The sequence below is a fragment of the Kribbella sp. CA-247076 genome, from assembly GCF_050942445.1.
In the GTDB taxonomy this organism is placed as follows: Bacteria; Actinomycetota; Actinomycetes; order Propionibacteriales; family Kribbellaceae; genus Kribbella.
Map to the genome: position 1 here is coordinate 4,369,222 of NZ_CP192051.1, position 24,881 is coordinate 4,394,102.

Genomic DNA, 24,881 nt, shown 5'->3' on the forward strand with positions numbered 1-24,881 from the left:
CCCTTCCTGGGGGACCAGTCCGCGCCGGGACCGGCCGAGAATACCTACGCGGGAAGACGATGCGCGCCGGCGTACGTCCTCGGAGGGAGAGCGACGATGTCCGAGACGACGGCCGGGACACACCGGTCCTCGGACTCCGCGGGCGCCATCTACGGCACCATCGTGGCGATGGCGATGATCGCCGCCGGTGCCCACGGGACCGGGCTCGGGCGGCTGCTGCTCGTCACCCTCGCCACGTTGTGCGTGTTCTGGATCGCCCACGTGTACGCCGCCGCGCTCGAGCATCACCTCCGCGCGGCCCAGCGCCTCGACTGGGCGGCGATCAGGCGCGCGATGGCCGAGGAGTGGCCGCTGGTGACCGGTCCGCTGCCGTGCCTGGCCGTGCTGGCGCTCGGTGCCCTCGGCCTCCTCGGTGAGACCGTCACCATCAGGCTCGCGTTGTGGATCGGCATCCTGCAGCTGCTCGGCTGGGGAATCACGTTCGCGCGCCGCCAGCGGTGGAGCTGGCCGACCGCGCTGACCGCGGGCCTGGTCAACACGGCCTGCGGCATCGCCATCGTCGTCCTCGAGGTCCTCATCCACTGACAGCTCACCCACACCGGGGGATCCTGCGGTCCACCTGCGGATCGAGGGTGGGACGGTGGACCGCGACGAGCTGATGAACCTGCTCGATCAGCTGACCGGCGTACCGAGCGTCGAGCTCAAGCTGAACGTGCCCGCCGACCGGCGGATGGCGCTCGCCGGTCTCCATCTGGACGTGATGGACGCCGTGCTTCGCGAGGTGTACTTCTTCGACACCGCGGACCTGTCCCTGTTCCACCACGGACTCGTCGTGCGGGCACGGCGTACGCAGGGCAAGGACGACGACACAGTCGTCAAGGCGCGACCCGCCGTACCGGCCGAACTGCCGCCGGCGGTCCGCGACTCGCGGAACCTGAAGCTCGAGATGGACCTCACCCGCGGCGGGTACGTCGTCTCGGCCTCGCTGAAGGGCCGGCGCAAGGCCGGCGCGGTCCGTGCGGCCGTCGGCGACAACGGAGGGCTGGAACCTCTGTTCAGCAAGGAGCAGCGGGCGTTCTTCGCCGGCCGCAAGCCGCCCGGGGTGGACTGGCTGGACCTGCACCCGCTGGGCCCGATCGTCGTCGTCCTGCTGAGGTTCGTGCCGGGCGGCTTCCCGCAGCGCTCGACGATCGAGCAGTGGCACTATCCCGGTGAGATCCCCTTGGTCGAGCTGTCCACCAAGGCGACCCCCCGCACGCTGCTCGAGGCGGTCGTCGCCTGGGAGAAGTTCGTTCGCGCCCACGGCCTGACCGCCACCGGCCCCCAGGAACCGAAGACCCGGCGCGCCCTGGAGTTCTACGTCAAGCACCTCGGCCCCCAGCCGGTCGCCTGAGAGCACGCGCTCACCGCACGCAGCGAAGCCGGGATGGCTGCGTGGGGCGGGCGGGATCACCCTGGGCGGGTGATCCGGGACGAATCACCCGGGGTGGGGGATGAACGTGGCGGCCGGGCTGGGGAGGCTCGGCAGATGACTGACTCGGTCGAGAACCAGACCGGCCTCGCGCCGCCGGACCGCGGCCTGGCCGAGGACGAACGGGCCGAACTGCAACGGCTCCGTGCCGAGCTGGCGACGTACCGCCAACGCGACAGCTCCGCCAAGCCCGGCCGGGCACGCGCAGGCTGGCGATCGGTCGTTGCCTTCCTGCTCATCCTCCTGGGCTGTCTCCTGGTGCCGCTGTCGGTCGTCGGCGTCTGGGCCCGCAACCAGGTGACGGACACCGACCGGTACGTCGCCACGGTCACACCGCTCGCCTCGGACCCGGGCGTGCAGACCGCACTGGCCGACCGCATCACCGCCGAGATCTTCACGTACGTCGACGTCGCCGGACTGACGAACCAGGCCGTCGACGTCCTCGCCCGCCAAGGCCTGCCACCGCTGGTGTCGACCCAGTTGCGCGGCCTGTCGGGCCCACTGGCGACCGCGGTCCGCAACTTCGTCCGCGGCAAGGTCGGCGAGGTGGTCGCGAGCGACACCTTCAAGGACACCTGGGTGAGCGCCAACCGGATCGCGCACCAGGAGATGGTGCGGGCGCTGAGCGGCGAGGGCGGCGGGTCGGTGCAGGTCAGCGAAGGAACCGTCAGCGTCGACCTCGGCGCGTTCGTGGCGGCCGCCAAGCAGCGGCTGATCGACTCCGGGTTCACCGCCGCCCAACGGATCCCGAACGTCAGCCCGGAGTTCGCGGTGTTCTCCTCGCGCGACCTGGCCACGGCCCAGACGGCGTACCGGTACCTGGAGAGCAGTGCGACCTGGCTGCCGGTGATCGCCGTGGTCCTGATCGGGCTCGGCGTCTACGTCGCCCGTCGGCACCGCCGGGCGCTCGTCGGCGCGGGGCTCGGTATCGCCGGGTCGATGCTGCTGCTCGCCGTCCTGCTCGCGATCGGCCGCAACCTCTACCTCGCCCGGATCCCGGAGGACGTGCTGTCGACCACGACGGCGGCCTCGGTCTTCGACACGCTGATCCGGTACCTGCGGACCGGCCTGCGGATGGTGCTGGTGCTCGGCCTGGTCGTGGCGGTGGCCGCGTTCTTCTCCGGTCCGTCGGTGACCGCGGTCCGGACCCGCCACGGCGTCGCGGCCGGCATCCGTCGACTCCGCGAAGGCGGGGAGAAGGCGGGTCTGCGCACCGGGCCGGTCGGCACCTGGGTGCACGACTACCTCAAGGTGCTCAGGTTCGGGGTGATCGCGCTGGCGTCGCTGGTGTTCATCTTCCTGGACCGTCCGACCGGCCGGGACGTGGTCGTGATCGCCGTACTGGCCGTCGTCGTGCTCGCGATCCTCGAGTTCCTCGCCCGGCCACCGCAGCCCGCCGCGCACGCGCCGGGCTGACGCCCACCCGGGGACCGTCAGCCGAACACCGTGTCCCAGTCGTCCTTCATGCTGACCACGGTCCATCCCTGGTCCCTGGCCCGGTCCAGGGCCTGCTCGGCGCCGGCGACGTACGCGAACTCGCGGTCGGCGTCGTCGTGCAGCACGAGCAGCCGCAGCGCCGGCCGGGCCGGGCCGCCGGCGAAGTGCAGCATCGGTACGTCGCCGTTCGCGTTGCCACCGGCGAGCACCGGCCGGCGTCCGATCCGGCTCCAGATCCGCACCGGCTTCTCCGGCCCGTCGTCGAAGAAGTCCACACTGGCCTTGTACATCACCGCGCCGCCGCGCGCGTCCTCGACGTACCGCAGCCCGAAGCTGCTGCCGATCACCCGGTCCGGCGGGATGCCGTACAGCGGGCCGGCCGCCGGGCGCATGAAGTCGCGGTCACCGCCGCTCGCGATGTACGTCGCGAAGCCGTGCGACTCCAGGAACCGCAGCAGCTCGACCATCGGCAGGAACACACAGTCCCGGTAGGACCGTTTCATCGTCGGGTGCGCGGCCGTGTCGAGGAACTCGTGCACCTGGCGCGCGTACTCGTCGACGCTCATCCCGCCGAAGGCCTGCTGGTGGGCGTCGAGCAGCAGCTTCAGGTCACTGTCGTCGCCGGTGTAGTGCTTGGTCATCGCGTCCCCGAGCCAGCCGTAGTCGTGCGTGTACGCCGCCTTCCACGGCTGCCGGTCCCGCAGCTCCGGATCCTCCTCGGCCTGGACGAGGAAACGGCGCAGGATGAAGTCGAGCTGGATCGGCATCGGCTTCTCACACCACAGCGTGCCGTCGTTGTCGAACACCGCCACCCGGTCCTCGGCCGGGAGGAAGTCGCTCGTGGCCGGGTCCGTGACGCGGGCGACGAACCCGTGCACGGCCTCTTTCGCAACGCCGTCACGCCATGACGTCAGGTAGTCGCCGGTCATGGCCACAGTGTCCGGGGCGCCGGGCGCGGTGCGGTTCACCCGGAGCAGATGAGGCGGATCCCGGCCGTGCCGGCGGACACTCCGCACAAGGGGCGTGTCAGGCCTGCCCCGAGACCATGTCCGCAGAAGGGACCGACCATGTCGTTCTGGGATGTCATCTGGTTCATCGTCGTCAGTTTCGCGTTCGTCGCGTACCTGATGATGCTCTTCTGGATCTTCGCCGACCTGTTCCGCGACAAAGCCATGTCCGGGTGGGTCAAGGCGGTCTGGGTGGTCGCGCTGTTCGTCGCGCCCCTGCTGACCGCGCTCGTCTACCTGATCGCCCGCGGCCGCGGGATGGCCGACCGTACGGCGCGCGACGCCGAGGAGACCCGGCAGCGGCAGGAGGACTACATCCGCCAGGTCGCCGGCCAGAGCACCCCGTCCCCGGCCGACCAGATCAGCCAGGCCCGGTCGCTGCTCGACTCCGGTGCGATCACGCAGGCCGAGTACGACACGCTGAAGGGGCAGATCCTCGGCTCCACCACGACGGTCGGCAACGGCCACGCAGCCGAGCCGCGCGAGTCGCGCGGTGAGACCCGGGCTTCCGGAGCGGTGTAGGGCGGATCAGCCGCCGAGGATGCGCGCCTTCTGCAAGGCGAACTCCTCGTCGGTGAGGATCCCCTGGGCCTTCAGCTCGGCCAGGTCCTTGAGTTGCTGGATCGGATCCGCGGCCGGTGCCGTCGGTTGTTGCGCGACGGGCGGCGCCGGTTGTGGCGCGACGGACTGCTGGGCCGCGAACTGCTGCCCGTAGGCCTGCTCGCGCTCGGCCGCGATCGCCGCGTCCCGTTCGGCGTAGCGTTCGGCCTGGCGGCGCTGGACGCGGCCCGAGACCGCCGTCGCCGTACCCGCCACGACCGCGGTCCTGGCGATTCCCCGCAAGAGTCCGGGCATCGTGGTTCTCTCCTCACCCGGCCGGCTCGAGCGTGTCGAGCAGGGCCGTCACATCGGCTGCCGGGATCCGCGCACTGGCGATCAGCTCGCCACCGCTGCCACGGACGGCCGCGACGAACGGCACGGCCCAGCTGTTCTCGTAGACGATCACCGCCGCCACCGTCCCCGGTTCCATCGCGGCCGCCGCCTCCCGGACGTCGTCCTCACCGAGCAGTCCCGAGCGGGCGCCGGCGAACATCGTGAACGCACCCGACCGCGACTCGGTCAGCTCCAGCTCCCGGATCGATCCGTCGGACTCCTTGCTGATCACCAGCAGGTCGTACAACCGGACCACACCGCGCTCGACCAGGTCCGCGACCGCCTCGGCCGGTTCGCTGGTCAGCTTGTCCCCGGGGAACTCCACGAGCACGAAGTCGATGGGTCCGTGCACGTTCGCAGCCGTCATGGTCACTCACCCCTGGCAGATCGGTGGACTCCCCCAACCTTCCAGCGGCGTCCTGGCCGCAGCATCACCCGCGCTGGATGAGTGCTACCTCTGCCGGCCCGCCGTCGTGTCGACGAACTCCTTGATGCGGGGTAGCTGGCGAGGGTCGATGGTGTGGCCGCCGGGGAAGGACAGGACGTCGACGTCGGCCGCGTGGCGGCGGAGCTGGGCGGTGAGTCTGGTGGTCTGGTCGGCCGTGGCCATCGGGTCGGTGGTGCCGTTGACGATCAGGACCCGCTTGCCGGCCAGGGCCTGGTCCTCGGGCTCGTCGGCGGCGAACGGGACCATGGCGGCCAGGAGTACGGCGCCGGCCAGGGACTCGGGGTGGCGGAGAAGAAGCGCGGACGCCATGTTCGCGCCGTTGGAGAAACCGACCGCCAACCAGGAGCCCGCGGGGACGTCGTACTTCTGCTCGGCCGCCGTCAGGAACGTCGCCAGCTCGTCGGCGCGCAGCCGGAGGTCGTCCTCGTCGAACACGCCCTCCTCATGCCTGCGGAAGAACCGGGCCATCCCGTGCTCCGACACGGTTCCCCGCGGCGACAGCACCGGCGCGTCCGGCGCCAGGTGCTGTCGGAGGACGAGCAGATCGTGCTCGTCGCCGCCGGTGCCGTGCAGCAGCAGGAGCGGCGGCGAGGACGTGCCGGGCTGCCAGACGTGCGGCCGCTGGAGCGGGTCGTCGCTCATCGGTCGATCTCGTCCGGTGGCGGAGGCACCCGCAGGGACGGTAGCGAGGCCTGGATCTGGTCGCGGTTCGGCTCGAGCCAGGGCGGGAGCTTCAGGTGCTGGCCGAGCTCCAGCAGCGGTTCGTCGACGGTGAAGCCCGGCTGGTCGGTCGCGATCTCGAGCAGGACGCCACCCGGTTCGCGGAAGTAGATCGAGGTGAAGTACTGCCGGTCGAGGATCTCGGTGACCTGGACTCCGGCCTCGAGCAGCTGCTCGCGCCACTTGGCCTGGGTCTCGCCGTCAGGGGCCCGGAAGGCGATGTGGTGTACGGTTCCGGCCGCTTGGAGTCCGCGCGACTTCCGGCTGGCCTGGACGTCGACCGCCGTACCCTCGGCTCCCCCGGACATCACGAACCGGGATCCGTCGGTCATGTCCTGGCCGTGCTTCATGCCGAGCATGCCGGCCAGCATCTCGGCGGTCGGGCCGAGCACCTGCTCGGTCATGGTGACCGAGAACAGGCCGCGGATCGCGCTGTCGAACGGGATCGCGGCGACCCCGTCCCACCCGGACCGGGTGTCGCCGTCGGAGGCGACCAGCTCGATCACCAGGCCGTCGGGATCGCGGAGCCGCAGGACCTCCTCCTCGGAACGGGCCTCCGGATCGTCGGCGTCGACGCCGAGTTTCTGCAGCCGCTTCTGCCACCACCCAAGGGATTCGGGCGGGATGCTGAACGCGGTGGCGGTCGTCAGGCCGGTGCCCTGCCGGCCGTACGGCGCCCCCGGCCACGGGAAGAACGTGAGCAGGGTCGACGGCCGGCCCGAGGAATCGCCGTAGTACAGGTGGTAGGTGTCGGGTGCGTCGAAGTTGACGGTTCGTTTCACCAGGCGGAGCCCCAGCACCGTGGTGTAGAAGTCGACGTTGCGCTGCGGATCTTCCGCAATCGCGGTGACGTGATGCAGTCCGTGCGGTGCGACCGAGGTGTCCATCGCTCATTTCCCTCCCAGTCCGCAGACCTGGTACGACGAGAGCCGCCGCTCTTCGACGGTACGACCGGATGTGGCCGGCGACGACAGCGGGGTCCCTTCCGGGCCCGGACGGCAGGGGTCAGAGAACGTAGAAACCGGTGACGGCCGTCGGCAGGATGCCGGTGACCATCCACCACGACAGCAGCGAACGCCGGAAGATGAGCAGGATGCCGGCCACCGTCAGCAGACCGATGACGCCGGACATCAGCCACAGGCCGACGCCCTTGCCGTAGTCGGTGGCCGCGACGCCGATGGCGTAGACGGCGAGGGTGACGGCGGGGACGCTGCCGACGTGGAAGAGGATCGCCGAGGCGACCCAGCGCTGCACGGTCTCGATGTGCATCGGAGCTCTGCGACGGCTCCTGACGGGCCTGGTGGACATGCTCCCAGTGTACGCGAATGATTAGGGTACTAATCGTCCTGGAGCCGTGACATCGGCCACCCCTGGATCAGCCGGTGGCCGACAGGTCCCCCGGCGTCGGGCGGCGGACGCCGTTCGCCTCGTTGGCCGCGCCGATCACCCGGGTCAGGACCTGGTGCAGGTGCTGGAGTTCGGAGACCTCCATGCCCAGCCGGTCGACGATCGTGCCGGGGATCTTCTCGGCCTGACGGCGCAGCCGCCAGCCCGCCGGGGTCAGCGTGACCGCCAGTGAGCGTTCGTCACCACTCGCGCGCGGACGCTCGACGTACCCGGTCGCTTCGAGGCGTTTCAGCAGCGGCGACAGCGTGGCCGGCTCGAGTTGCAGCAGCCGGCCCAGCTCCTTGACCGACAGTGGCGCGTGCTGCCACAGCGACAGCATCACCAGGTACTGCGGGTGGGTGAGACCGAGCGGCTCGAGCAAGGGCCGGTAGACCGCGATCACACTGCGCGAGGCCACCGCCAGCGCGAAGCACACCTGGTTCTCCAGGTCCAGCGGGTCGATGTCGTTCACCGGCTCCTCCACGGGGATTCCTCCTAATTGTTAGTACACTAATCTAGCAGGTTCGGCCCTTCCTCAGCGGCACGCGTTGTGCGCACGCGAAGGGGTACAGAGATGGAATGGACGACCAGCGACTTCTCGAACTCATGCAGGGGATGTCCAGGTCTCTGACACCTGGGGACCTCGACCACACCTTGAGCCGCATCACGCAGGCGGCGGTCGAAGTGCTGCCGGACGTCGACTACGCGAGCATCACCATCCTGCACGCGGACGGCAAACTCGAGACCGTCGCGCCGACCGACGACCTGCTCTGGGGTGTCGACGCCGCACAGTACGAGTTGCAGGAAGGACCGTGCTACGAAGCGGCCGCGGACACCGTGCATGTCGTCTCTCCCGACCTCGCCAACGACCAGCGCTTTCCGCGGTACGCGGCGACCGCAGTGTCGGCCGGCATCAACGCCCAGGCGGGCCTCCGGCTCTTCGACGCCCCGAAGTCCCGCGGCGCGCTCAATCTCTACGCCCACGAGACCGGCGCCTTCGGCGACCTCGGCGTCCTGGCGACGCTGTTCCGGCACCAGTCCGCGATCGCGATCGACTACGCGCGCGAGATCGAGAACCTGCAGGAGGCCGTTCGCACCCGCGGGCTGATCGGCCAGGCCGTGGGCATCGTGATGGAGCGCTACAAACTCAGCGACGACCGCGCGTTCGCCTTCCTCACCCGGCTCTCCCAGCACGGCAACCAGAAACTCCGCGCGATCGCCGAGCAGATAGTTGCCAACAGCAAGCAGATGACGAAGTGAGCCGGCCCCGATCCTCGTAGCTCGTGATGCCGGCCGGGGGCGGCGTACAGTGCAAGGCGGGGAGGTGAGGAGATGGACCCCGCACCGTCGGGTGACCGTGAGCGCGAGCCGGATCCGCAGGCGCGGAAGCTCGGACCGGGCGAGCTGGCCGACGAGCTCAGCGACCTGGCCCGGCAGCTGCAGCGGCTGAGCGACCCGAGTGAGGTCCTGGCCGAGATGGTGACGGCCGCGATCGCGCTGATTCCCGGCGTCGAGGAGGGCTCGATCACCGACGTGATCGCCCGCCACCGGATCGAGCACAAAGCCGCGTCGAGCGACCTGCCGAAACGTGTCGACAAGCTGATGACCGCGGTCGGCGAAGGACCTTGTCTGGACGCGATCTGGGACCAGAAGATGGTCCGGGTCGACGACCTCGCGAGTGAGCAGCGCTGGCCGGCGTTCTCGGCCCGCGCCGCCGAGTTGGGCGCCCGGAGCATGCTGTCGTTCCAGCTGTACGTCGAGGGCGACAACCTGGGTGCGCTCAACCTCTACAGCAGCCGTCCGCGGGCCTTCGGGGAAGACTCCGAACATGTCGGCAAGTTGTTCGCCGCGCACGCCGCCGTCGCCTACGCCGGAGCGCAGCACGCCGAACAGTTGGAGTCGGCGCTCGAGACGCGGGGAGCCATCGGTGAGGCCGTCGGGATCCTGATGGAGCGCTACCAGCTCGGCGCCGACCGGGCGTTCGCGGTCCTGGTCCGCTTCAGTCAGCAGTCGAATCGCAAACTCCGCGACATCGCCGACGAGATCGTCCGCGACGCCGAATCCGGCCGGCTCCACTAGGTCACCGCCCGCGACGAATGCGCCTCGGGCGTCCGGGGTACCGGATGATCCGTTGGTCCACCGGTTACACAGCAGCCGGACGCGGACCGGCTTTCGAGGAACAGGCCACCGCCATGATCCCGTCCGATGCGGTCCGACCGTGCTCGGAGCAGGCACAGCATCTCCTGCAGGAGTGGTACGGCGTCACCGCCGCACAGGCAGACGCTTTGATCGCCACCTGGGCCCGCAGCTGCCGTCGGTCACCGGAAGTGGTCGCTGAGGTGCTCGTGCGCCAAGTCTGGCAAGGTGCTGACACCTTCGTCGACGCTGCCGTGGCCCGGACCCTCGAAGAAGCCTTGCGTACCCTTCCCGCCGTCGTTGCCGCCGGCCCGGACATCGGCCCGGACATCGGCCCAGACATCGGCGCGGACATCGAGGAGCCGGCCCCGACGCCCTAGTGCGGGAGCTTCCGGGTCTCGATCAGCTGCTGCGCGACGTCGCGGAGCTTCGTGTTGGTGTGCTGGGAGTAGCGCCGCAGTACGCCGAACGCCTGGTCGCTGTCCAGGTCGAACCGCTCCATCAGGATGCCCATCGCCTGGCCGACCAGCTTGCGCGCGTCCACCGCCCGCGCCCAGGTCTCCTCGTGGCGTGCTGTGGCCACCGCGACCGAGGCGTGCCGCGCCAGGATCTGCGCGATGGCCTCGTCGTCAGCGTCGAAACACTCCGTACGGCGTTTGTACAGCGACAGCACGCCGATCACCCGCTGGCCCGCCCGCATCGGGACGTGCATCAGGCCCCCGATGCCGAGCGCACCGACCACCGACCGCCACCGCGGCCAGCGGTCGTCCACGGACGCGTCCTGGATGACCAAGATGGCCCGTTCCTCCAGGGCTGCCAGCGCCGGGCCCTCCCCCGCGTCGAGCTGGCTGCGGTAGATCGTCTCAACCATCGGATCGGTGACCGCGCCGATCTCGACGACGCCGGTCGTTGCCACCAGCAAGATCCCCGCGTAGTCGCAGCCCACGGCGTGCAGGGCGAACTCGACCACCGCTTCGACGGTCGATTCGACTCCCCCGGCAGCGTGCAACTCGACCGCCAGCCGCGCGAATTCATCCGCGGTGGACCGGGAGCGGGCAGTATCGACCCGGCGTTCGACTGGGCGTCCGCCCGTCCCGAGCCCGACCGTGTCCATACCGCCATGATGCCTCGCCGGACGCCGTTCGCACCCCGTTCGACGCTTCCGGTTTCGACTCGATCCCCGCGCCCGCGGCTCACGGCAGGGCGCCCCGGCTCAGGGCAGCGTGCCGCGGCTCACGGCAGCGTGCCGGCGGTGAGCAGCCACCGCGCTGCCTCCACGGTCGGGATACCGGCGTCGCGCGCCCGGCCGGCCAGCACGGTCATCGCGCCGTCCGCGCTCAGGTCGTACCGCTCGATCAGCACGCCCTGAGCCTGGGCGATCGACCGCGTCGCCGCCTCGTCGATCCGAGCGGGGTCGAAAACGTTGACATCGTCGTCGGCTGTGCCCATGGGGCACGACCTTCCACGACCAGAACCGCTGATCCTGGCCTGTTCGGTCGAGAACCGCCGACGAACCGTCCTGAGCGACGGATGCGAGGTGCCGACGACACGTCCACCCTACGCTCGGCCGGGCATGCCGTCGCGGTGCCGGCCGCCTCGGGTGGGTCGGAAGGCGGGTAGCCCGGGACGTGAGTAGGCTCAGGTGGGTACGACGTACGGCCGGAAGATCGCCGGTGGAGGTGTGTTCCGGATGACGGATCGGACAGAGATCCTGGCGCAGCTGGCCCGGCTGGCCGCGGCCAACGCCCACCGGCACCTGGCCGACCGTCTGTGCGACGCGGCCCGGTTGATCCTCAACGCGGCCGGCGCCTGGATCGCCGTCGAGGAGGGAACCTCTCGCTTGACCCTGAGCGCCACCGACGACCGGGCGGGTGAGCTCGAGGATCTCCAGGACGTACTCGGCCAGGGTCCGTGCCTCACCGCCTCCCGTGACCTGGCTCCGGTGACGACGATCGTGCGCGAGCAGCCCGACCCGCGCTGGCCGGAGTTCAGCCGTGCTGCCTGGCAGCGGGTCGGCCCGACGACGATCCAGGCCGTTCCGATGCGGCCGGGCGGCCAGCAGTTCGGCGTACTGGCCGCGTACTTTACCGACGACGGGCCGACCGAGTCCGACGATGCCGCACTGTTCCTGGCCGCCGCGATCGGCGCGGCGTTGCTGCGCGATCCGGAACTGACCGACGACCCCGAGTCCGACGGCCGCTGGTCGGCCAGGGCCGAGGTCCACCAGGCGACCGGGATGGTGGTCGTCCAGTTGCGCATCCAGCCGGAGGACGCGCTGGCCATCCTGCGCGCCCACGCGTACGCCCACGACACCAGCCTGGCCGAGGTCGCCCACCTGGTCGTCACCCGGCAACTCGACTTCCGAGGAGAAGCATGACCAGCCACGGCCCCACCCAGGCACCACTGCCAGAGCGGGCGGTGCGCGGTCTGGCGGCCGCCACGGCCGCGCTGGTCACGGATCACGACGTCATCGGCTCGATCACCAATCTGCTGCACAACTGCGCGGACAGCGTCGACGCGACGGCGGCAGGCATCCTGCTGACGGAGCCCGACACCGGCCGGCTGGAGTTCCTCAGCGCCACCAACCACCGGGCGGAGCATCTCGAGCTCTACCAGTTGCAGGTCGACGAGGGCCCGGGACCGGACTGCATCAGGTCCGGCCGGTCCGTCACGGTCACCGGCCTGGACGGCATCGCCGCGCGCTGGCCGACCCTCCGGGACGCCTTCGCGGCGGCCGGCTTCGACGGCGTGCACGCGGCGCCGATGACCTGGCACGGCCGCACGCTCGGCGCCGTCAACCTGTTCCTGGCCGGGCGCCCGCTGACTGACGAGCAGGAGCTGGTCTCCCAGGCGTTCGCGGACGTCGCCTGCCTTATCGTCATCCACACGCGTCCGACCACACCCGCCGCGATCGCCGCCCAGACCCGGGCCGCGCTCGCCGACCGCGCGACCATCGAGCGGGCCAAGGGCGTGGTCGCGTACACCGAGAACGTGACGATGGACGCGGCCTTCGACCGCCTCGTCGACCTCGCCAGGGACCGCGGCGAACCACTCACCACCACCGCGGCCGACGTGGTCGCCCGGGCCGCCGGATCCTGAGCGGTCCTCCGTGCCTCCGGGCCGGGCAGTGACGGCTGAGGCATGATGGGGCGCATGGATCAGGCCAGTTTCCAGAGGCCTGCGGGGCGTGACGTGCCCGCGGAGCCCGAGAAAACCACGCTCGACGCCATCAGTGCGACCGCCGACCAGTTCGCCCGGCTGGCAGTCGAGTTGCACGACACCAGCGGTGTCCAGGAGACCGTGGACACGGTGGTCGAGTTCGCGCTCCAGGCGCTCAACTGCTCGCACGCCGGCGTCGCGCTCTCCGTCCGCGGTGGTCCGGAGATCCCCGCGGTGACCGACCCGGTCGTCGCCGAGATCTACAAGCTCCAGCTGAGCACCCGGCGCGGACCGCTGGTCGAGGCGATGCGCGGACAAGCCTCCATCCTGATCGCGGACACCGCCACCGACGAGCGCTGGCCGGAGTGGACCGCGAAGGTCCGCGAGCTGGGCGTCCGCACGGTGCTGGACGTCCCGCTGACCACGGCGACGGGCACGATCGGCGTACTCGGTCTCTACAGCATCGAGCCGGACGCGTTCGACGCCGACGACGAGGCCGTCGCGCGCATCCTCGCACGGCACGCCTCGGTCGCGGTCGCGAACGCCCGGCACGACGAGTCGATGGCCCAGGCCGTCGACGCCCGCAAGCTCGTCGGCCAGGCGATGGGCATCCTGATGGAGCGCTACGGGATCGACGGCGACCGCGCCTTCGAGGTCCTCAAGCGCTACTCACAGGACACCAACACGAAGCTTCGCGACGTCGCCCAGCAGCTCATCGAGACGCGAAAACTGCCGCGCTGACGCGTCAGGACTGATTGTCGTCCCACCGCAGCAACGCCGCGACCGGTGCGCCGCCGAGCGCGGCCCGCGGGAGCACGGTCACGCCCGCGCCGGTCCGGACCGCCGCCGCCAGCATCGCCTGATCGGCCCTGACCGATTCGTCGTCGGGTACGGCGCCGAGGTCGAGGCCCGGGTGGTCCCGCGTCACCAGCTCGAACCCGGCCGCCGCGCCGGGATCGAGGAGCAGCGTCTCCACCTGGCCGCGGACGAACGCTTCCGCGACGTCCTTCACCCCGGTGGCCACCGCGAAGTCCTGCCCCAGCCGGTCCTTCAACCGATGGACGAGCTCCAGCCGCCGCGCCACGGAGTACTCCATCAGAGCCTCACGGATCGCCTGCTGCTGTGCCTCGTCGCCGCCGTCCTGGGACCGGCCACCGGACGCCAACTGGATCACGGTCGCCTTCGACTTCTCCAGCCCTTCCAGCACCTGTCCCGTGGACCGCGGGTCGCCGGCGACCAGGACCAGCCGCATCCCCTCGCCGATCAGGGACTCGAGCTTCTCCACCACGGCGTCGGCGTTGCGCTGCCAGACGTTCTCTGTCTCGTGCTGGTACCGCAGCGCGGACCACCCGCCGACGGGCACCTTGTGCACGTGATGGGTCTCGCCGCCCGCGGACACCTCGGACTCCGGCTCGGGGACGTCGGAGTTGTAGACCGCGAGGTCACCGCCTTCGTGGTCCACCAGCGCCAGCACGAACCGGATGTTCCGCTCCGCCAGCCCTGCCCAGGTGGCCAGATCGGGCAGCGGGGTCCAGCTGATCACCGGCTGGTCGACGCGTTGATGCGTCACCTCGTCGAACACCACGCCTCCGTCGTGAGCGACGACCATCCGGGCCACCGGAGCCGGAGTCTCGACCCTCTCGGCCAGCCGCTCGGTGACCAGGTCGACCACACTCTCCGGCGCACCCGCCTGGGCCAGTTCCTCACCGGCCGCCCGCACCCTCAGCTCGTGCTCCTGCTCGCCGGACTCCGAGTCACGGCTCACGTCGAGGAGCACACTCGCGAACGGTCCTTCACCCTGGTAGACCGGGCTGAGTCGAGTCATGTCCATGCCGCCCGGGTACCCACCGGCCGGACGGGTAACCCGGGGAGGAGATCATGCGGCGAAGGCGTCGCGCATCGAGACCAGCCGGATGCCGCGCTCCTCGATCGCCTTGCGAATCGCGGGATCGGTGACGACGGCCTGGTCCGACAGCCGGTACTCCTCGGCCCAGCGGTAGGTCTCCGTGCCGGGAGCATGCATCGCGGCGAGCTCGGGCTCGGCGGCGGCGCAGTGCGTCACCAGCAGGTGCACGCCCGGCGTCAGCCCGGCGAGGTGATCAAGCACCCACGGCTTCTTGGTGTCCGCGTCCCGGTCACTGAGGATCGCGATCGATGCGAACCGCTGCGACTCCTCGGGCCCGTAGATGTACGGCTTCCCCGCGGCGCTCGAGATCTCGGCGTACGCCGACGGCGCGCTCTCGCCCATGTGGACGTCGAGGTAGTCGACCGTCAGCCCCTCGGCCGCGAACTTCGCCACCTGGGCGGAGAGTTCGCGGACGGCGTCGTCGTGCGTCACCACCGCGCGGGCGTCGGCGACCGTCCGGCGGAACGTGCCGTCGTCGCCGACCAGCGACGAACCATCGGTCAGCGGCCGCCAGCGCAGGTGGTCCCACTCGCAGGTCAACGTCTGATGGACCCCGAGCGGAATGTCGAACCGACGCGCCAGCGCCGCGGCCTCGGTGAACCACGGGCACGCGGCCATCGTGGAGGCCTGCGTCAGAATCCCCTCCCGGAACGCCTGCACCGTGCCGGCGTTGACGGCGTGACACATCCCGAAGTCGTCACCCTGAACGATCAGCCTGATGTCGTCAGCCACGGGAGCTCCTCTGGTCGGCGGACGTCGACCGTACCTCGTCCGACGCCAGCCGGAGGGTCCGCTCGGTCAACTCGTCGATGGTGATCCGGTCGAAGTCACGGACCGCGCTGCGCACCCGGACGTGCGTCGTCCCGACGAGTTCCTCCGGTACGCCGCCCGCACCGTGGGCGGCGCCGTACACACTGCCGACCGTGGCCGCGTTCGAGTCGGTGTCCCGGCCTCCCGAGATCGTGATGCCGACCGCGTCCATGAAGCTGTCGCCCCACAGCAACCCGGCCGCGATCAGGGCGGCGTTGTTGACCGTGTGGACCCACGACAGGTGGCCGAGCTCGTGGTCGACCCAGTCGAGCGCGGCGGTGTGGCCGGCGCCGGCGTCGTACAACCTCTCGACCGCGTCCAGCGCCACGACGAGGCGCGACCCGGCCGGGATCAGGGACTTCGCCGCCCGCATCGCCTCGTGGACCGAGCCGGTCGCCAGCGCTGCCGACACCAGGCCGGCGGCCCACAGCTCGCCGTACACGCCGTTGGCGACGTGGGTCAGCCGGGCGTCCACCAGCGCCAGGCGGGCGGCCTCACCGAGCCGTCCCGGGCTGACCAGGCCGAAGGCGTCGCCTCTGATCAGTGCGCCGATCCATTCGCGATACGGGTTGCGGTGCACGGCGGTGGCCGGTGGTCGCAGGCCGTGGACGAGGTTCCGGTACGCCGCCCGCTCGGCCGTGTACGTCTGCGTGAACGGCATGCGGTCCAGCCATTCCCTGGCGATCTGGTCCGTCGTCAGCTCACGCCCGTACGTCTCCAGCAGGTGGAGCCCCATGATCGTCCAGTCGATGTCGTCGTCACGCGGAACGTCGACGAAGCGGCCGGCCGTCGCGGTGAGGGCCGACGGGTGCAGGGTCGGCACGCCATCGGGCAGCGGGTCGAGCAGCGGCAGATAGCCGGTCTGCGGCCAGTGGCCGGCCGCCTTCAGGTAGATCTCGATCTCGCCGCGGCTCAGGCCCTCGACCGGTTTGCCCAGGGTGTTGCCCACGGTCCGGCCGAGCCAGCAGCCCCGGATCCGGTCGGCCAACGCGTCGCGTGGCACTTCCAGTTCGGGCGCGGCGTCGGCCAGTCCGTGCAAGGTCGAGTCGTCGTCGGGCTCGTCGTACGGCCAGTCGCGATTGCGTTCCAGCCGACCGAGCCGTCGTTCGATGTCCTCGAGCTCGGCCAGGTCGTTCCGGGACGCGGCGTCGCGCGCCTCCGCCTGCAACTGCTCGGCCGGATAGCCGCTGTGGATCAAGTGCTCCGCTTCGTCGAGAACGACATCCCGCGGATCGAGTACGTCGTGCACGCTGCACCTCAGCCGTCATACGTCGGACCGGACCAGGATCAGGTTCAGCACATCACGACGGCGAGGATCTCGCAGGTTCAGCGCCGGTCGCGGAACCGGTGCAACACCCGTCGACGGGTGTTTCCCTGCCGGACCGGCGGCTCAGGCGTGCTGGGCACCGTCCGGTCGGGAGCGGGTGTCTGCAGACCGCTCGCCGACGGGTCGAGCTCGATCCGACGCTCGGTCGACGTCTCGGTGACCCGGTCGGCCTGCGGTTCGGCGGGCGCCGCCGTGGACTCCTCGACCGAGCGGTACTCCTCCTCGACGGCCGGGTCCAGCGACTGGGTGCGCACGCGGCGGCGCTGGTTGGTGATGTAGTACGACAGCCAGATCCCGGCGGCGCCCGCGAGCATGACGATCACACCGACGACGTTCAGATCCAGCGTGCCGCGGTCGTCGCGGATGCCGAAGGCAAGGATCGCCCCCGCCGCGATCAGGAAGATGCCGGCTCCGATACTCATCTCAACGCCTCCAGGATCGCCAGGACTGCCCTGCCCGACCGGTACCCAGCGTCACCCACCGTGAACCCACCGAGCTCAGCTCGCGGCCGCAGCGGGTCTGCGCAGGTGCCTGCCGGACACCTTCCACGTGCTCAACAGGTGCTCGGCGAAAAGGTTGTCGACGGCAAGCGAGCACTGGGCCCCGAACAGTACGTCGCCGATGGCTTCGGGATGCTCGGCCACGTAGCTGCCGCAGAGATCGTGCGCCGCGATCTGCTCGTGGACCGCGTCCGCCTCGACGTGCTCGGTGAAGTAGCGGGCTTCCTCCTCCGACGCACCGAGCCTGGCCGCGCCGGCGGCGTACTGGCGGTTCGGCAGCGTCGACGTCATCTCGAGGGCCGCGAGGTGCCCGAGGAGCGCGCCGGTCCATCGGCGGTGGATCGCGAACAGCGACATCACGTTGGACACCGCCAGCGTGACGGCCGGCACCTCCGGGACGTAGTACCCGTAGCTGTCGTCGAGCCCGAGCCAGCGCATCGTCGTACGGAACAGTTCGGAGTGCATCCGCTCCCGGCGACCGCCGCCGTACTCGTCCGCCTCGATCTCGACGAGGGCCGCCTTGGCGGAGCCGTCCAGCCGCGGGATGCCGAAACTGTGCGGGTCGGCCTCCTTGAGCTGGTAGACCGATCGGTGCAGGACGAACTGACGGAACCGGTCCTTGGTGGCATGCCGGCGCAGGTACGGCGCCAGCCGGGGACCGTCGTCGGCGTCGATCAGCGCGCGCAACTGGACCGCTACCGGCTCACCGGTCGGACGGATCCGGCAGCTGGCTTCGAGCCAGTCGACCCATGGCCGCTCCAACCGGGTGCGGAAGGCAATGACCTCCGGATCCCACTGGCGATCGGGGTCGACGTGCTCGAACCCGCGGTACTGCAGCTCGTAAGCGACCCAGAGGGCCAGCTGCAGGTCCTCGTCGGCGAACGGCCGGAGGGACGGCGTGACCTCGACGGTCGCGGCTCCGTCGTCGCCGCCCGTGAGCCGGTGGTTCAACCAGGCGCTGAGCGGCCCACGTGGCGGTGGTAGCTGCATGCAGATCTCCTCTCGAGGGGCAGCGAGCCGGTACCCGCCGGAAAACCGGGTGAGATCGGGGACCGGATGGGTACTGCCGGTGCATGACCTCGAAGGACGACAGCGGGACCGAGATCCGTGCCTACCCGGACGGTCCGATCCTGGTCAGGGGCGACTTCCAGCTCCTGGACGAGAACGGCGAGCCGATCCCGGCCGAACGCCGTACCATCGCGCTCTGCCGCTGCGGCCGGACCGGCATCCCGCCGTTCTGCGACGGCACGCACACGCTCACCCGGCACAGCCCGGCAAGCTGAGCCTGTCATCGGGGCGCCCGCGCCCGGATGATCACCACGTCCTCTTCCTCGAGGTCGGCGGGGATCGCCCCGGCCGCCTGCTGCGCGCGCATCAAGGGACCTAGCGGGCCGCGTACGCAGGCGCGCACCTCGGCGTCCACCAGGCCGGCCCGGCGCAGCCGCTGGAAGGTGGCGTCGATGCCGATGATCGACGAGTGCACGAGCAGCAGGACTCCTCCGGGCCGGAGATGAGCCGGAGCCGCGTCGCACAGCTCGTCGAGGATGAGCCGCCCGTCGCGACCCGCCGCCCACGCACGACTGGCGCCGTACCGGGGTACGCCGTGCCGCGATGACGGCACGTACGGCGGATTGCTGGCGATCAGGTCGAACCGCTCACCGGCGACCGGCGCGAAGGTCCGGCCGCGGAGCGTACGGACGTGCAGACCCGACCGCATCGCGTTGAGCCGGACCGTGAGCAGCGCACGCCGGGAGACGTCGACCGCGGTCGTCGCGGCCCCGCCCTCCGCCGCGGCGAGCGCGAGGACACCACTTCCGGTGCAGACGTCGAGCGCCCGGCCGCCCGGGCCGACGGCCTCGTGACGGATCGCGTCGGCGAGCATGAGCGAGTCGGAGATCGGGGCGAAGACGCCCGGCAGGGTGAGCAGTTTCACGGGGTGAACACCTCCGCGAGCCAAGGGACGACACGCTCGGGCCCGAGCGCCTTGAGGTGGTCGACCGGTGGGTGTTCGATGAGCTCGCGTACGTCGTCCAGACCGCCGGGCGCATGCGGTTCGGCGGCGTCGACGAGGTCGTGCAGACGGCGGCGGGTCGGCACGGCCTCGCCGGTCCGCAGGTCGAGGAGCTCGCCACGAACGCCGTCGCGGAGAGCGGCCCACCGGTTCTCGGCGATCCGCCAGGTCGGCGCGGGCGGCTGGAGGTCGCCGAGATGATGCAGGTCGGCCAGCCGGGCCGAGAGCGCGTGCACGAACCGGGCGATCGCGCTGGTCTGCTCGACGGTCGCCTGGACGTCGAGGACGCGCAGCTCGAGCGTGCCGAAGCGCAGGTGCGGCCTTAGCTCCCACCACCACTCCGACGCGTCGGTCACGGCGCCTCCGCGGACGGCCCAGGCGAGGTCTTCGGCGAAGTCGTCCCACGAGGTGATGATCGGCGGGACCCCTTGGCGGGGCAGTGCGGATGCGACCAACGGGCGTACCGAGCACAGACCGGTGTCGCGTCCACCTGCGAAGGGGGCGGCCGCGGCCAGTGCGGCCAGCTCGGGCAGGAGGTCTCGCAGCGCGTGGTAGACACTCAACGTGCAGTCGGCGTCGCCGAAGGCCAGGTGGACCTGCAACGAGGACACCAACTGCCGGCCGATCGCCTCCCGGTAACGGGCGCCGAGCTCGGCGGCGCGCTTCGTCGGCGACAACGGGGTAGGTCCGTCGAGGAGCGGGTGTACGGGAGCAGCGATCGCAGCTACGTCGGTTCCGCAGGCACTGGCGATCAGCGCGCGGCAGGACCGCAGCTCGTCGACGGCGTCCGCCACCTTCTCGTGCACCGAGGTCGCAATCTCCAACTGGCACGCAGGAAGCTCCGGCTTCACCCGGGGATCCCCGACGCCCGCCAGCACCGCCGCCGCGTCCACGGGCAACCACGTGCCCCGGTCGACCAGCAGCAGCTCCTCCTCGAACCCCACCGTCCCGGCAACGGTCCCCGAGAACACCGACCGCAACCGCTCGCCGCTGAGCGCCTCACGATCGGCAGGGCGGACAGACTCAGCCACACAAGCCTCCAGTCCACACCGGCACCAAATCCACCGGCCTCCGAAGGCTCACCTCTGAACCCGCACCCCCGGTTACCCACCCCATGCACGCCCGCAGTCTTCAGCTGCGGCGCCGCCCATTTCCTCCAGCGCCGCGAGGGTCGCGGCGACGGCAGGTGGCCGGTCCCCGGGAAGGCAGGCCGCCTGGATGTGGCGGAGCTCGCGCCGGCCGCTGAGAGGCTTGACCACGACCTGATCCGGTTCGAGTACGACGTTCAACCGGTGGGCGAACGTGATGCCGGCGCCCGCCGCGACCAGCGCCTGCGCCTCGATCGGCTCGTCCCCGTTCCCCGCCAGCCGGATCCGCGGTCGGGCCGGCAGACCGGTCAGCAGCCGGTCGACGAGCCGCGCGGCCGAGCCGGTGTGGGCCCGGATCCAGGTGTCGCCGGTCAGTTCGGACAGCTCGAGCTCGGCCCGGTGCGCCAACGGATGCCGGGCCGGCAGCAGGACGGTCAGTGGATCGTCGAACAGCGGCACGACCTCGACCCCGGCCACGGTCGCCGTCGGCTCCTCGGCGTACTCGAAGACGATCGCGACGTCGAGCGCGCCCCGGATCAGCTTGCTCACCGCCTCGTCGCGGTTGACCAGGTCGTCGGCGATGGTCAGGCCGGGATGCCGCTCCTCGAAGACGACGGCGAGCTCGGACGAGAGCACGACGAGCGCGGTGAAGAACGAACCGAGACGGACGGTGCCACCGCGGAGGCCGGCCAACTGGCCGATCTCCCACTCGGCGACGGCGAGCCGGTTGAGCACGGCGTCGGTGTGCTGCAGCAGGAGCGATCCCGCGTCCGTGACCCGCACGCCACGATGGGTCCGGACCACCAACTGCGTCCCCAGCCGGCGCTCGAGCAGGGACACCTGCCGGGAAACCGCGGGCTGGGTCAGGTTGAGCGACTTGGCCGCGGCCGAGAACGAGCCGTGCCGCACCACGGCCCGGAACGTCGTGAGCTTGTCGACCTCAAGCATGTTCTCAGCTTAGAACTGCCATGCCGGATCGGCATTTGAGGTATGAACTCGGCTCCGTTCGACTGGATCCATGAACTCGTACCGCGCGGTGCTCGTCACCTTCGTGCTCACCGGTCTGGTCTCCGCGACCTGGGCCGGCCGGCTGCCGGCCACCCAGGCCCGGCTGGAGCTGTCGACCGGGCGGCTCGGCCTCGTCGTCCTGGCCATCGAAGCCGGTGCGCTGATCGGGTTGCCTGTGGGCGGGCTCCTGGTCGGGCGGTACGGCAGTCGGTGGAGTCTCCGGCTGGGCCTGGCGTGCTTTCCCGCCCTACTGGCCGCGTTGGCGTTCGCCCCAACCCTGCTCTGGCTGGCGACAGCCGCCGCGATCTGGGCAGCCTTGAACAGTGTGATCGACGTGGCCATGAACACCGCCGGGATCGAGGTCGAGGCCGAGTACGGGCGGCCGTTGCTCTCGAGCCTGCATGCCGGGCAGAGTGCCGGACTGCTGATCGGTGGACTCGGGGCGGTGATCGGCGCCGCGCTCGACGTACCGCTGTGGGTGCATTTCGCGGCGATTGCCGTGCTGTGCGGTTGCCTGGGGTGCCTGGTCGCCGGCCGATTGCCGGCAGCGACTTCCAGGGATCGGCAGCTCGGCCGGCCCGACCGGCGGTTGTGGTTGCCCGGAGCGGTGGCCTTCTGCGGCTTCCTGGTGGAGGGCGGCGCGAGCAACTGGGCCGCGATCGACCTCAGCAGCCAGCACGACGCGCATCCCGCGGTCGCCGCGGCGGCGTACACGCTGTTCGTCGTGATGATGGCGGTCGTCCGGTACGGCGGGGATCGCATCGTCGACCGGTACGGACGGGCGCGCGCGGTCCGGGTCAGCGCAGTCACGGCGGCGGCCGGGACCGTGCTCGTCGTCGTCGCGCCGACCGCCGTCTCGGGCGTCCTCGGCTCGATCGCCGGCGTCGTGGTCGCCGTTGCCGGCTGGTCGATCGTCGGCGCGGGCGTGGCGCTGGTCGCGCCCACCGTGCTCGCCGCCGCTCCGGGCCTCGCGGGATCGGGGTCGCGATCGTCGGCGATCGCCGCGGTCAGCACGATGGGCTACCTCGGCGCGTTCACCGGGCCGGTCCTCATCAGCGGCGTCGCCGGCCGCAGCAGCCTCACCGTGGCCCTGACCGTGCTCACCGGCGCGGCCACCCTGACAGCTGCTCTCGCTCGCAGGGCCCTGAAGTCACCTGCGGGAGTCAGGTGAGTTGGTCGGGTGGGTTCTCCGGGCGGGTGTCGGTGAGGTAGCGGGCGGGGTCGCCGCCGGCGCTGGCGGCGGACGCCAGCCAGGCCTGCAGACCGTCGGGGTCACGGCGTTCGAGCTCGTCCAGGCACTGCTGTCGCGCCAGCACGATCCTCAGCCGGGCCGCCGGCGTCCTGGCCTGCCTCAACGAGAGGTAGCTGTCATGCCACTCCCGGCACAACTGCCGCGTGCTGACAGCTCGAGCCGGTGATGCCGGCGCTCCGGTGACGCGCGGCAGCACCCGGCCGACCACGCGCGGCGAAGTGGCGCCGACCAGCAGAAGCAGCAGAACGACGTTGCCGTGCAGTACGGCGCCAAGACCGAGGACCGCGATCACGGCGACCCCGGCGAGGAGCGCCCGCAGGAGGGTCTCGACGTCCGGCGTACTCCTCTCCCTGTCCTTCCCCGAGCGACTGACAACCGTCAGAAACGCCACGAAGACGGCGACCAACCCGACCAGGACCCAGACCTTCAGCGGCAGGACGAACAATCCGGCCACCACGCCGGCCGCGATCAACAGACCACAGACAACTCGCCAGATGACGCGGTAGGCGGCCATCCGACCTCCAGACAGGGGATCCTCACGGGCGGGAGGACTTCAAGTACCCCCACCGGCGCGGCACTAACCCCAGATCTTGCCCGATTTCGGCACGCCGTTGCCTAGAGCAACCAACCGTCGGGTTTCCAGGGTGGCGCCTCGGGTACGGCGGGTGCCCGTCGACCGAGGAGGCGCATCGCCCATGACAAACTGGGGATGGTGTACGGCGATCGCGCAGGTGCCGGGCGCCGGTGAGGTCGCTCTCCTCGTGGTGCAGCCACCGGCGGACGACCCGGTGCTGTCCGTCGGGTCCCCGGTGTCGGTCGCGGCCCTGTCCAGCGGAACGTGGAGCCGTGCGGCCGGTCTCACTGTCTACACGGTCGGGACCGTGCTCACCCGACTGCGGTCGCTGGGCGAGGACATCTACCCGCTCGCCACGGTCGATGTTCCGGCCAAGTGGCGCTCGATCACCCGCGCGACCGGTGTGGCCCTCTTCCTCCTGATTCCACCAGGCGCAGGTACGCCGGGCAGCCACCTCGTCGACCGCCTGCTCGCCCAGGCCGCCGAAGGGAACGTCCGCGGCGGCCTCATCGAAGTCCTCCCCGATCCCGCGGCCAACTGACCGCGGGGCCGCTCCTCAGCGTCCGGAGCCGCTGGGGCGATCGTCGTCGGGTGGGGTGGTGTCGACGTTCCGGATCTTGGTGTGCTCGGTCGAATGGGCGGCGGTCTCGTTCGAGTCGTGTCCCTTGATCGACTGCGCGCCCGACACGGCACCCCGGCCGGCGGCGAACAACGCCCAGAGCACGAAGGCGACGGCCGCCAGCACCAGCACCATCACCAGGATCCACAGCGGAGCACCCATCATCGCCTCCTGATCGAAAACGCCTCGGTACCCCGGCGTCCCCGCTCCAACCCCCGGCGTACATGCAGGCCGCCACCTCGGGTACCGCGTGACCATGACTCACAGCGACACAGAAAACGCGGCCTGGACCGGACTTGCCCTGGTCACCGGAGCGTCCAGCGGCATCGGGCTGGAACTCGCCCGGCAGTTCGCCAAGCACGGCTACGATCTCGTGATCGCGGCGGAGGACGACGGCATCGAGACCGTCGCGCCCGAGCTGCGGACCGCGGGCGAACGCTCGGTGCAGGTCGAGGCGGTGCGCGCCGACCTGGCGACCCCCGAAGGGATCCAGCGCCTCGTCACCTGCGTCGGCGACCGTCCGCTCGTGGCAGCCGCACTCAACGCGGGCATCGGGGCCGGCGGCTCGTTCACCGAGAACGACCTGGCCGCCGAGCTGCGGCTGATCGACCTGAACGTGAAGTCGACCGTCGCCCTCGCCAAGCCGCTGCTGCGCGACATGGTCGCCCGCGAGGAGGGCCGCATGCTGATCACCTCGTCGATCGCGTCCACGCTGCCGGGCTCGTACCACGCGGTGTACAACGCCAGCAAGTCGTTCCTGCAGTCCTTCGCCGAAGCCCTGCAGGACGAGCTCAAGGACTCACCGGTCACGGTGACCTCGCTGATGCCGGGACCCACCGACACGCAGTTCTTCCGCCGGGCCGGGATGGAGGACACCCGCGTCGGCCAGTCGGACAGCAAGGACGACCCCGCCGAGGTCGCCCGCCAGGGGTTCGAGGCGATGATGGCCGGCCGGGACCGGGTCGTCGCCGAGTCGCTGATGACGAAGGCGCAGGAGCTGGCGAACAAGGTCGTGCCGGACAAGCTCAAGGCCGCGGCCCACCGGAAGATGGCGGAGCCGAAGGGCGGCTGACACTCTGCACTAGGGTG

At 70.7% G+C, this 24,881-nt stretch carries 33 protein-coding genes; 14 read left to right on the top strand and 19 right to left on the bottom strand.

Translation table 11 applies throughout. The annotated features are described in order from the left end of the window. The first annotated feature begins 96 nt into the window (after nt 1–96). From ACQPYZ_RS20650 to ACQPYZ_RS20660, 3 genes are all read left to right on the top strand, one after another. On the top strand, nt 97–585 hold the full coding sequence (locus tag ACQPYZ_RS20650; RefSeq protein WP_433158346.1) for a hypothetical protein: 489 nt from the start codon (nt 97–99) through the stop codon (nt 583–585). Nucleotides 586–640: 55 nt separating this feature from the next. Beyond that, complete coding sequence (locus ACQPYZ_RS20655) at nt 641–1,393, top strand: hypothetical protein (protein ID WP_433158349.1); 753 nt, start codon at nt 641–643, stop codon at nt 1,391–1,393. A gap of 135 nt (nt 1,394–1,528) precedes the next feature. Further along, nucleotides 1,529–2,887, top strand: coding sequence for a hypothetical protein (locus ACQPYZ_RS20660; protein WP_433158352.1), 1,359 nt, complete (start codon nt 1,529–1,531; stop codon nt 2,885–2,887). 17 nt (nt 2,888–2,904) lie between these two features. Here the strand turns inward: ACQPYZ_RS20660 and ACQPYZ_RS20665 are convergent, their stop codons facing one another. Beyond that, a complete protein-coding gene (locus ACQPYZ_RS20665; protein ID WP_433158355.1) occupies nt 2,905–3,837 on the bottom strand; it encodes an HAD family hydrolase in 933 nt (310 codons plus the stop codon). A gap of 138 nt (nt 3,838–3,975) precedes the next feature. On the opposite strand from ACQPYZ_RS20665, the gene ACQPYZ_RS20670 reads away from it, so the two are divergent. Further along, nucleotides 3,976–4,437, top strand: a complete 462-nt coding sequence (locus ACQPYZ_RS20670; protein WP_433158357.1) for an SHOCT domain-containing protein — start codon at nt 3,976–3,978, stop codon at nt 4,435–4,437. 6 nt (nt 4,438–4,443) lie between these two features. Here ACQPYZ_RS20670 and ACQPYZ_RS20675 read toward each other — a convergent pair whose 3' ends face one another. From ACQPYZ_RS20675 to ACQPYZ_RS20700, 6 genes are all read right to left on the bottom strand, one after another. Continuing rightward, the gene (locus ACQPYZ_RS20675; protein WP_433158359.1) at nt 4,444–4,770 is read right to left on the bottom strand and encodes an SHOCT domain-containing protein; all 327 of its coding nucleotides are present in this window, start codon (nt 4,768–4,770) and stop codon (nt 4,444–4,446) included. A 13-nt stretch (nt 4,771–4,783) separates the two neighbouring features. Then, the gene (locus ACQPYZ_RS20680) at nt 4,784–5,215 is read right to left on the bottom strand and encodes a DUF6325 family protein (protein WP_433158361.1); all 432 of its coding nucleotides are present in this window, start codon (nt 5,213–5,215) and stop codon (nt 4,784–4,786) included. Nucleotides 5,216–5,299: 84 nt separating this feature from the next. Continuing rightward, entirely contained in the window at nt 5,300–5,938 is a 639-nt protein-coding gene (locus ACQPYZ_RS20685; RefSeq protein WP_433158364.1) for an alpha/beta hydrolase, read from the bottom strand. Beyond that, nucleotides 5,935–6,903, bottom strand: coding sequence for a ring-cleaving dioxygenase (locus ACQPYZ_RS20690; RefSeq protein ID WP_433158366.1), 969 nt, complete (start codon nt 6,901–6,903; stop codon nt 5,935–5,937). The genes ACQPYZ_RS20685 and ACQPYZ_RS20690 overlap by 4 nt, the downstream gene beginning before the upstream one ends. A 118-nt stretch (nt 6,904–7,021) precedes the next feature. Beyond that, the gene (locus ACQPYZ_RS20695) at nt 7,022–7,324 is read right to left on the bottom strand and encodes a hypothetical protein (protein WP_433158368.1); all 303 of its coding nucleotides are present in this window, start codon (nt 7,322–7,324) and stop codon (nt 7,022–7,024) included. A gap of 67 nt (nt 7,325–7,391) precedes the next feature. Continuing rightward, entirely contained in the window at nt 7,392–7,886 is a 495-nt protein-coding gene (locus ACQPYZ_RS20700) for a MarR family winged helix-turn-helix transcriptional regulator (RefSeq protein ID WP_433158371.1), read from the bottom strand. Nucleotides 7,887–7,981: 95 nt separating this feature from the next. On the opposite strand from ACQPYZ_RS20700, the gene ACQPYZ_RS20705 reads away from it, so the two are divergent. The 3 genes from ACQPYZ_RS20705 (at nt 7,982) to ACQPYZ_RS20715 (ending at nt 9,918) form a co-directional block, all read left to right on the top strand. Next, nucleotides 7,982–8,662 carry a GAF and ANTAR domain-containing protein gene (locus ACQPYZ_RS20705; RefSeq protein WP_433158373.1) on the top strand — a complete coding sequence of 227 codons (681 nt, stop codon included), beginning with the start codon at nt 7,982–7,984 and terminating at the stop codon, nt 8,660–8,662. 72 nt (nt 8,663–8,734) lie between these two features. Beyond that, nucleotides 8,735–9,481, top strand: a complete 747-nt coding sequence (locus tag ACQPYZ_RS20710; RefSeq protein WP_433158376.1) for a GAF and ANTAR domain-containing protein — start codon at nt 8,735–8,737, stop codon at nt 9,479–9,481. A 113-nt stretch (nt 9,482–9,594) separates the two neighbouring features. Next, nucleotides 9,595–9,918, top strand: a complete 324-nt coding sequence (locus ACQPYZ_RS20715; protein ID WP_433158379.1) for an ANTAR domain-containing protein — start codon at nt 9,595–9,597, stop codon at nt 9,916–9,918. Here ACQPYZ_RS20715 and ACQPYZ_RS20720 read toward each other — a convergent pair. Both ACQPYZ_RS20720 and ACQPYZ_RS20725 read right to left on the bottom strand, forming a co-directional pair. After that, the gene (locus ACQPYZ_RS20720) at nt 9,915–10,652 is read right to left on the bottom strand and encodes a GAF and ANTAR domain-containing protein (protein WP_433158382.1); all 738 of its coding nucleotides are present in this window, start codon (nt 10,650–10,652) and stop codon (nt 9,915–9,917) included. The genes ACQPYZ_RS20715 and ACQPYZ_RS20720 overlap by 4 nt on opposite strands. Nucleotides 10,653–10,771: 119 nt before the next feature. Beyond that, nucleotides 10,772–10,987, bottom strand: coding sequence for an ANTAR domain-containing protein (locus tag ACQPYZ_RS20725; RefSeq protein ID WP_433158385.1), 216 nt, complete (start codon nt 10,985–10,987; stop codon nt 10,772–10,774). Between the two features lie 241 nt (nt 10,988–11,228). Here ACQPYZ_RS20725 and ACQPYZ_RS20730 point away from each other — a divergent pair, with 241 nt between their 5' ends. From ACQPYZ_RS20730 to ACQPYZ_RS20740, 3 genes are read left to right on the top strand one after another with little or no spacing between them, the layout of a single operon-like run. Beyond that, nucleotides 11,229–11,915, top strand: coding sequence for a GAF and ANTAR domain-containing protein (locus tag ACQPYZ_RS20730; protein WP_433158387.1), 687 nt, complete (start codon nt 11,229–11,231; stop codon nt 11,913–11,915). Beyond that, nucleotides 11,912–12,637: a GAF and ANTAR domain-containing protein gene (locus ACQPYZ_RS20735; protein ID WP_433158390.1), complete on the top strand. Its 726-nt coding sequence runs from the start codon at nt 11,912–11,914 to the stop codon at nt 12,635–12,637. The genes ACQPYZ_RS20730 and ACQPYZ_RS20735 overlap by 4 nt, the downstream gene beginning before the upstream one ends. Nucleotides 12,638–12,691: 54 nt before the next feature. Continuing rightward, nucleotides 12,692–13,438: a GAF and ANTAR domain-containing protein gene (locus ACQPYZ_RS20740; protein WP_433158392.1), complete on the top strand. Its 747-nt coding sequence runs from the start codon at nt 12,692–12,694 to the stop codon at nt 13,436–13,438. A 4-nt stretch (nt 13,439–13,442) separates the two neighbouring features. Here the strand turns inward: ACQPYZ_RS20740 and ACQPYZ_RS20745 are convergent, their stop codons facing one another. The 5 genes from ACQPYZ_RS20745 to ACQPYZ_RS20765 all read right to left on the bottom strand — a co-directional run bounded on the left by ACQPYZ_RS20745 (nt 13,443) and on the right by ACQPYZ_RS20765 (nt 18,230). Continuing rightward, nucleotides 13,443–14,528 carry a Vms1/Ankzf1 family peptidyl-tRNA hydrolase gene (locus ACQPYZ_RS20745; RefSeq protein WP_433158395.1) on the bottom strand — a complete coding sequence of 362 codons (1,086 nt, stop codon included), beginning with the start codon at nt 14,526–14,528 and terminating at the stop codon, nt 13,443–13,445. A 45-nt stretch (nt 14,529–14,573) separates the two neighbouring features. After that, nucleotides 14,574–15,335 carry a carbohydrate deacetylase gene (locus ACQPYZ_RS20750; RefSeq protein WP_433158398.1) on the bottom strand — a complete coding sequence of 254 codons (762 nt, stop codon included), beginning with the start codon at nt 15,333–15,335 and terminating at the stop codon, nt 14,574–14,576. Beyond that, nucleotides 15,328–16,662: an ADP-ribosylglycohydrolase family protein gene (locus tag ACQPYZ_RS20755; protein WP_433158400.1), complete on the bottom strand. Its 1,335-nt coding sequence runs from the start codon at nt 16,660–16,662 to the stop codon at nt 15,328–15,330. Before ACQPYZ_RS20755 ends, ACQPYZ_RS20750 begins: the two co-directional genes overlap by 8 nt. 77 nt (nt 16,663–16,739) lie before the next feature. Beyond that, a complete protein-coding gene (locus ACQPYZ_RS20760) occupies nt 16,740–17,162 on the bottom strand; it encodes a DUF6458 family protein (RefSeq protein WP_433158403.1) in 423 nt (140 codons plus the stop codon). A gap of 75 nt (nt 17,163–17,237) precedes the next feature. Further along, a complete protein-coding gene (locus ACQPYZ_RS20765) occupies nt 17,238–18,230 on the bottom strand; it encodes an iron-containing redox enzyme family protein (RefSeq protein ID WP_433158405.1) in 993 nt (330 codons plus the stop codon). A gap of 83 nt (nt 18,231–18,313) precedes the next feature. On the opposite strand from ACQPYZ_RS20765, the gene ACQPYZ_RS20770 reads away from it, so the two are divergent. Then, a complete protein-coding gene (locus ACQPYZ_RS20770) occupies nt 18,314–18,523 on the top strand; it encodes a CDGSH iron-sulfur domain-containing protein (RefSeq protein WP_433158408.1) in 210 nt (69 codons plus the stop codon). A gap of 5 nt (nt 18,524–18,528) precedes the next feature. On the opposite strand, the gene ACQPYZ_RS20775 is transcribed toward ACQPYZ_RS20770, so the two are convergent. The 3 genes from ACQPYZ_RS20775 to ACQPYZ_RS20785 all read right to left on the bottom strand — a co-directional run bounded on the left by ACQPYZ_RS20775 (nt 18,529) and on the right by ACQPYZ_RS20785 (nt 21,287). Further along, on the bottom strand, nt 18,529–19,173 hold the full coding sequence (locus ACQPYZ_RS20775) for a HemK2/MTQ2 family protein methyltransferase (protein WP_433158410.1): 645 nt from the start codon (nt 19,171–19,173) through the stop codon (nt 18,529–18,531). Further along, complete coding sequence (locus ACQPYZ_RS20780; protein ID WP_433158412.1) at nt 19,170–20,282, bottom strand: carboxylate-amine ligase; 1,113 nt, start codon at nt 20,280–20,282, stop codon at nt 19,170–19,172. Before ACQPYZ_RS20780 ends, ACQPYZ_RS20775 begins: the two co-directional genes overlap by 4 nt. A 72-nt stretch (nt 20,283–20,354) precedes the next feature. After that, entirely contained in the window at nt 20,355–21,287 is a 933-nt protein-coding gene (locus tag ACQPYZ_RS20785; protein WP_433158414.1) for a LysR family transcriptional regulator, read from the bottom strand. Nucleotides 21,288–21,357: 70 nt separating this feature from the next. Here ACQPYZ_RS20785 and ACQPYZ_RS20790 point away from each other — a divergent pair, with 70 nt between their 5' ends. Then, the gene (locus ACQPYZ_RS20790) at nt 21,358–22,518 is read left to right on the top strand and encodes an MFS transporter (protein WP_433158416.1); all 1,161 of its coding nucleotides are present in this window, start codon (nt 21,358–21,360) and stop codon (nt 22,516–22,518) included. On the opposite strand, the gene ACQPYZ_RS20795 is transcribed toward ACQPYZ_RS20790, so the two are convergent. After that, nucleotides 22,511–23,113, bottom strand: a complete 603-nt coding sequence (locus tag ACQPYZ_RS20795; protein WP_433158419.1) for a hypothetical protein — start codon at nt 23,111–23,113, stop codon at nt 22,511–22,513. The two genes, ACQPYZ_RS20790 and ACQPYZ_RS20795, sit on opposite strands and share 8 nt — an antisense overlap. 181 nt (nt 23,114–23,294) lie before the next feature. On the opposite strand from ACQPYZ_RS20795, the gene ACQPYZ_RS20800 reads away from it, so the two are divergent. Next, a complete protein-coding gene (locus ACQPYZ_RS20800; RefSeq protein ID WP_433158421.1) occupies nt 23,295–23,714 on the top strand; it encodes a hypothetical protein in 420 nt (139 codons plus the stop codon). A 15-nt stretch (nt 23,715–23,729) separates the two neighbouring features. Here ACQPYZ_RS20800 and ACQPYZ_RS20805 read toward each other — a convergent pair whose 3' ends face one another. Beyond that, complete coding sequence (locus ACQPYZ_RS20805) at nt 23,730–23,954, bottom strand: hypothetical protein (protein WP_433158423.1); 225 nt, start codon at nt 23,952–23,954, stop codon at nt 23,730–23,732. Between the two features lie 94 nt (nt 23,955–24,048). On the opposite strand from ACQPYZ_RS20805, the gene ACQPYZ_RS20810 reads away from it, so the two are divergent. Further along, nucleotides 24,049–24,864 (top strand): SDR family NAD(P)-dependent oxidoreductase, encoded by an 816-nt coding sequence (locus tag ACQPYZ_RS20810; RefSeq protein ID WP_433158425.1) that lies wholly within the window; start codon nt 24,049–24,051, stop codon nt 24,862–24,864. Nucleotides 24,865–24,881 lie beyond the last annotated feature (17 nt).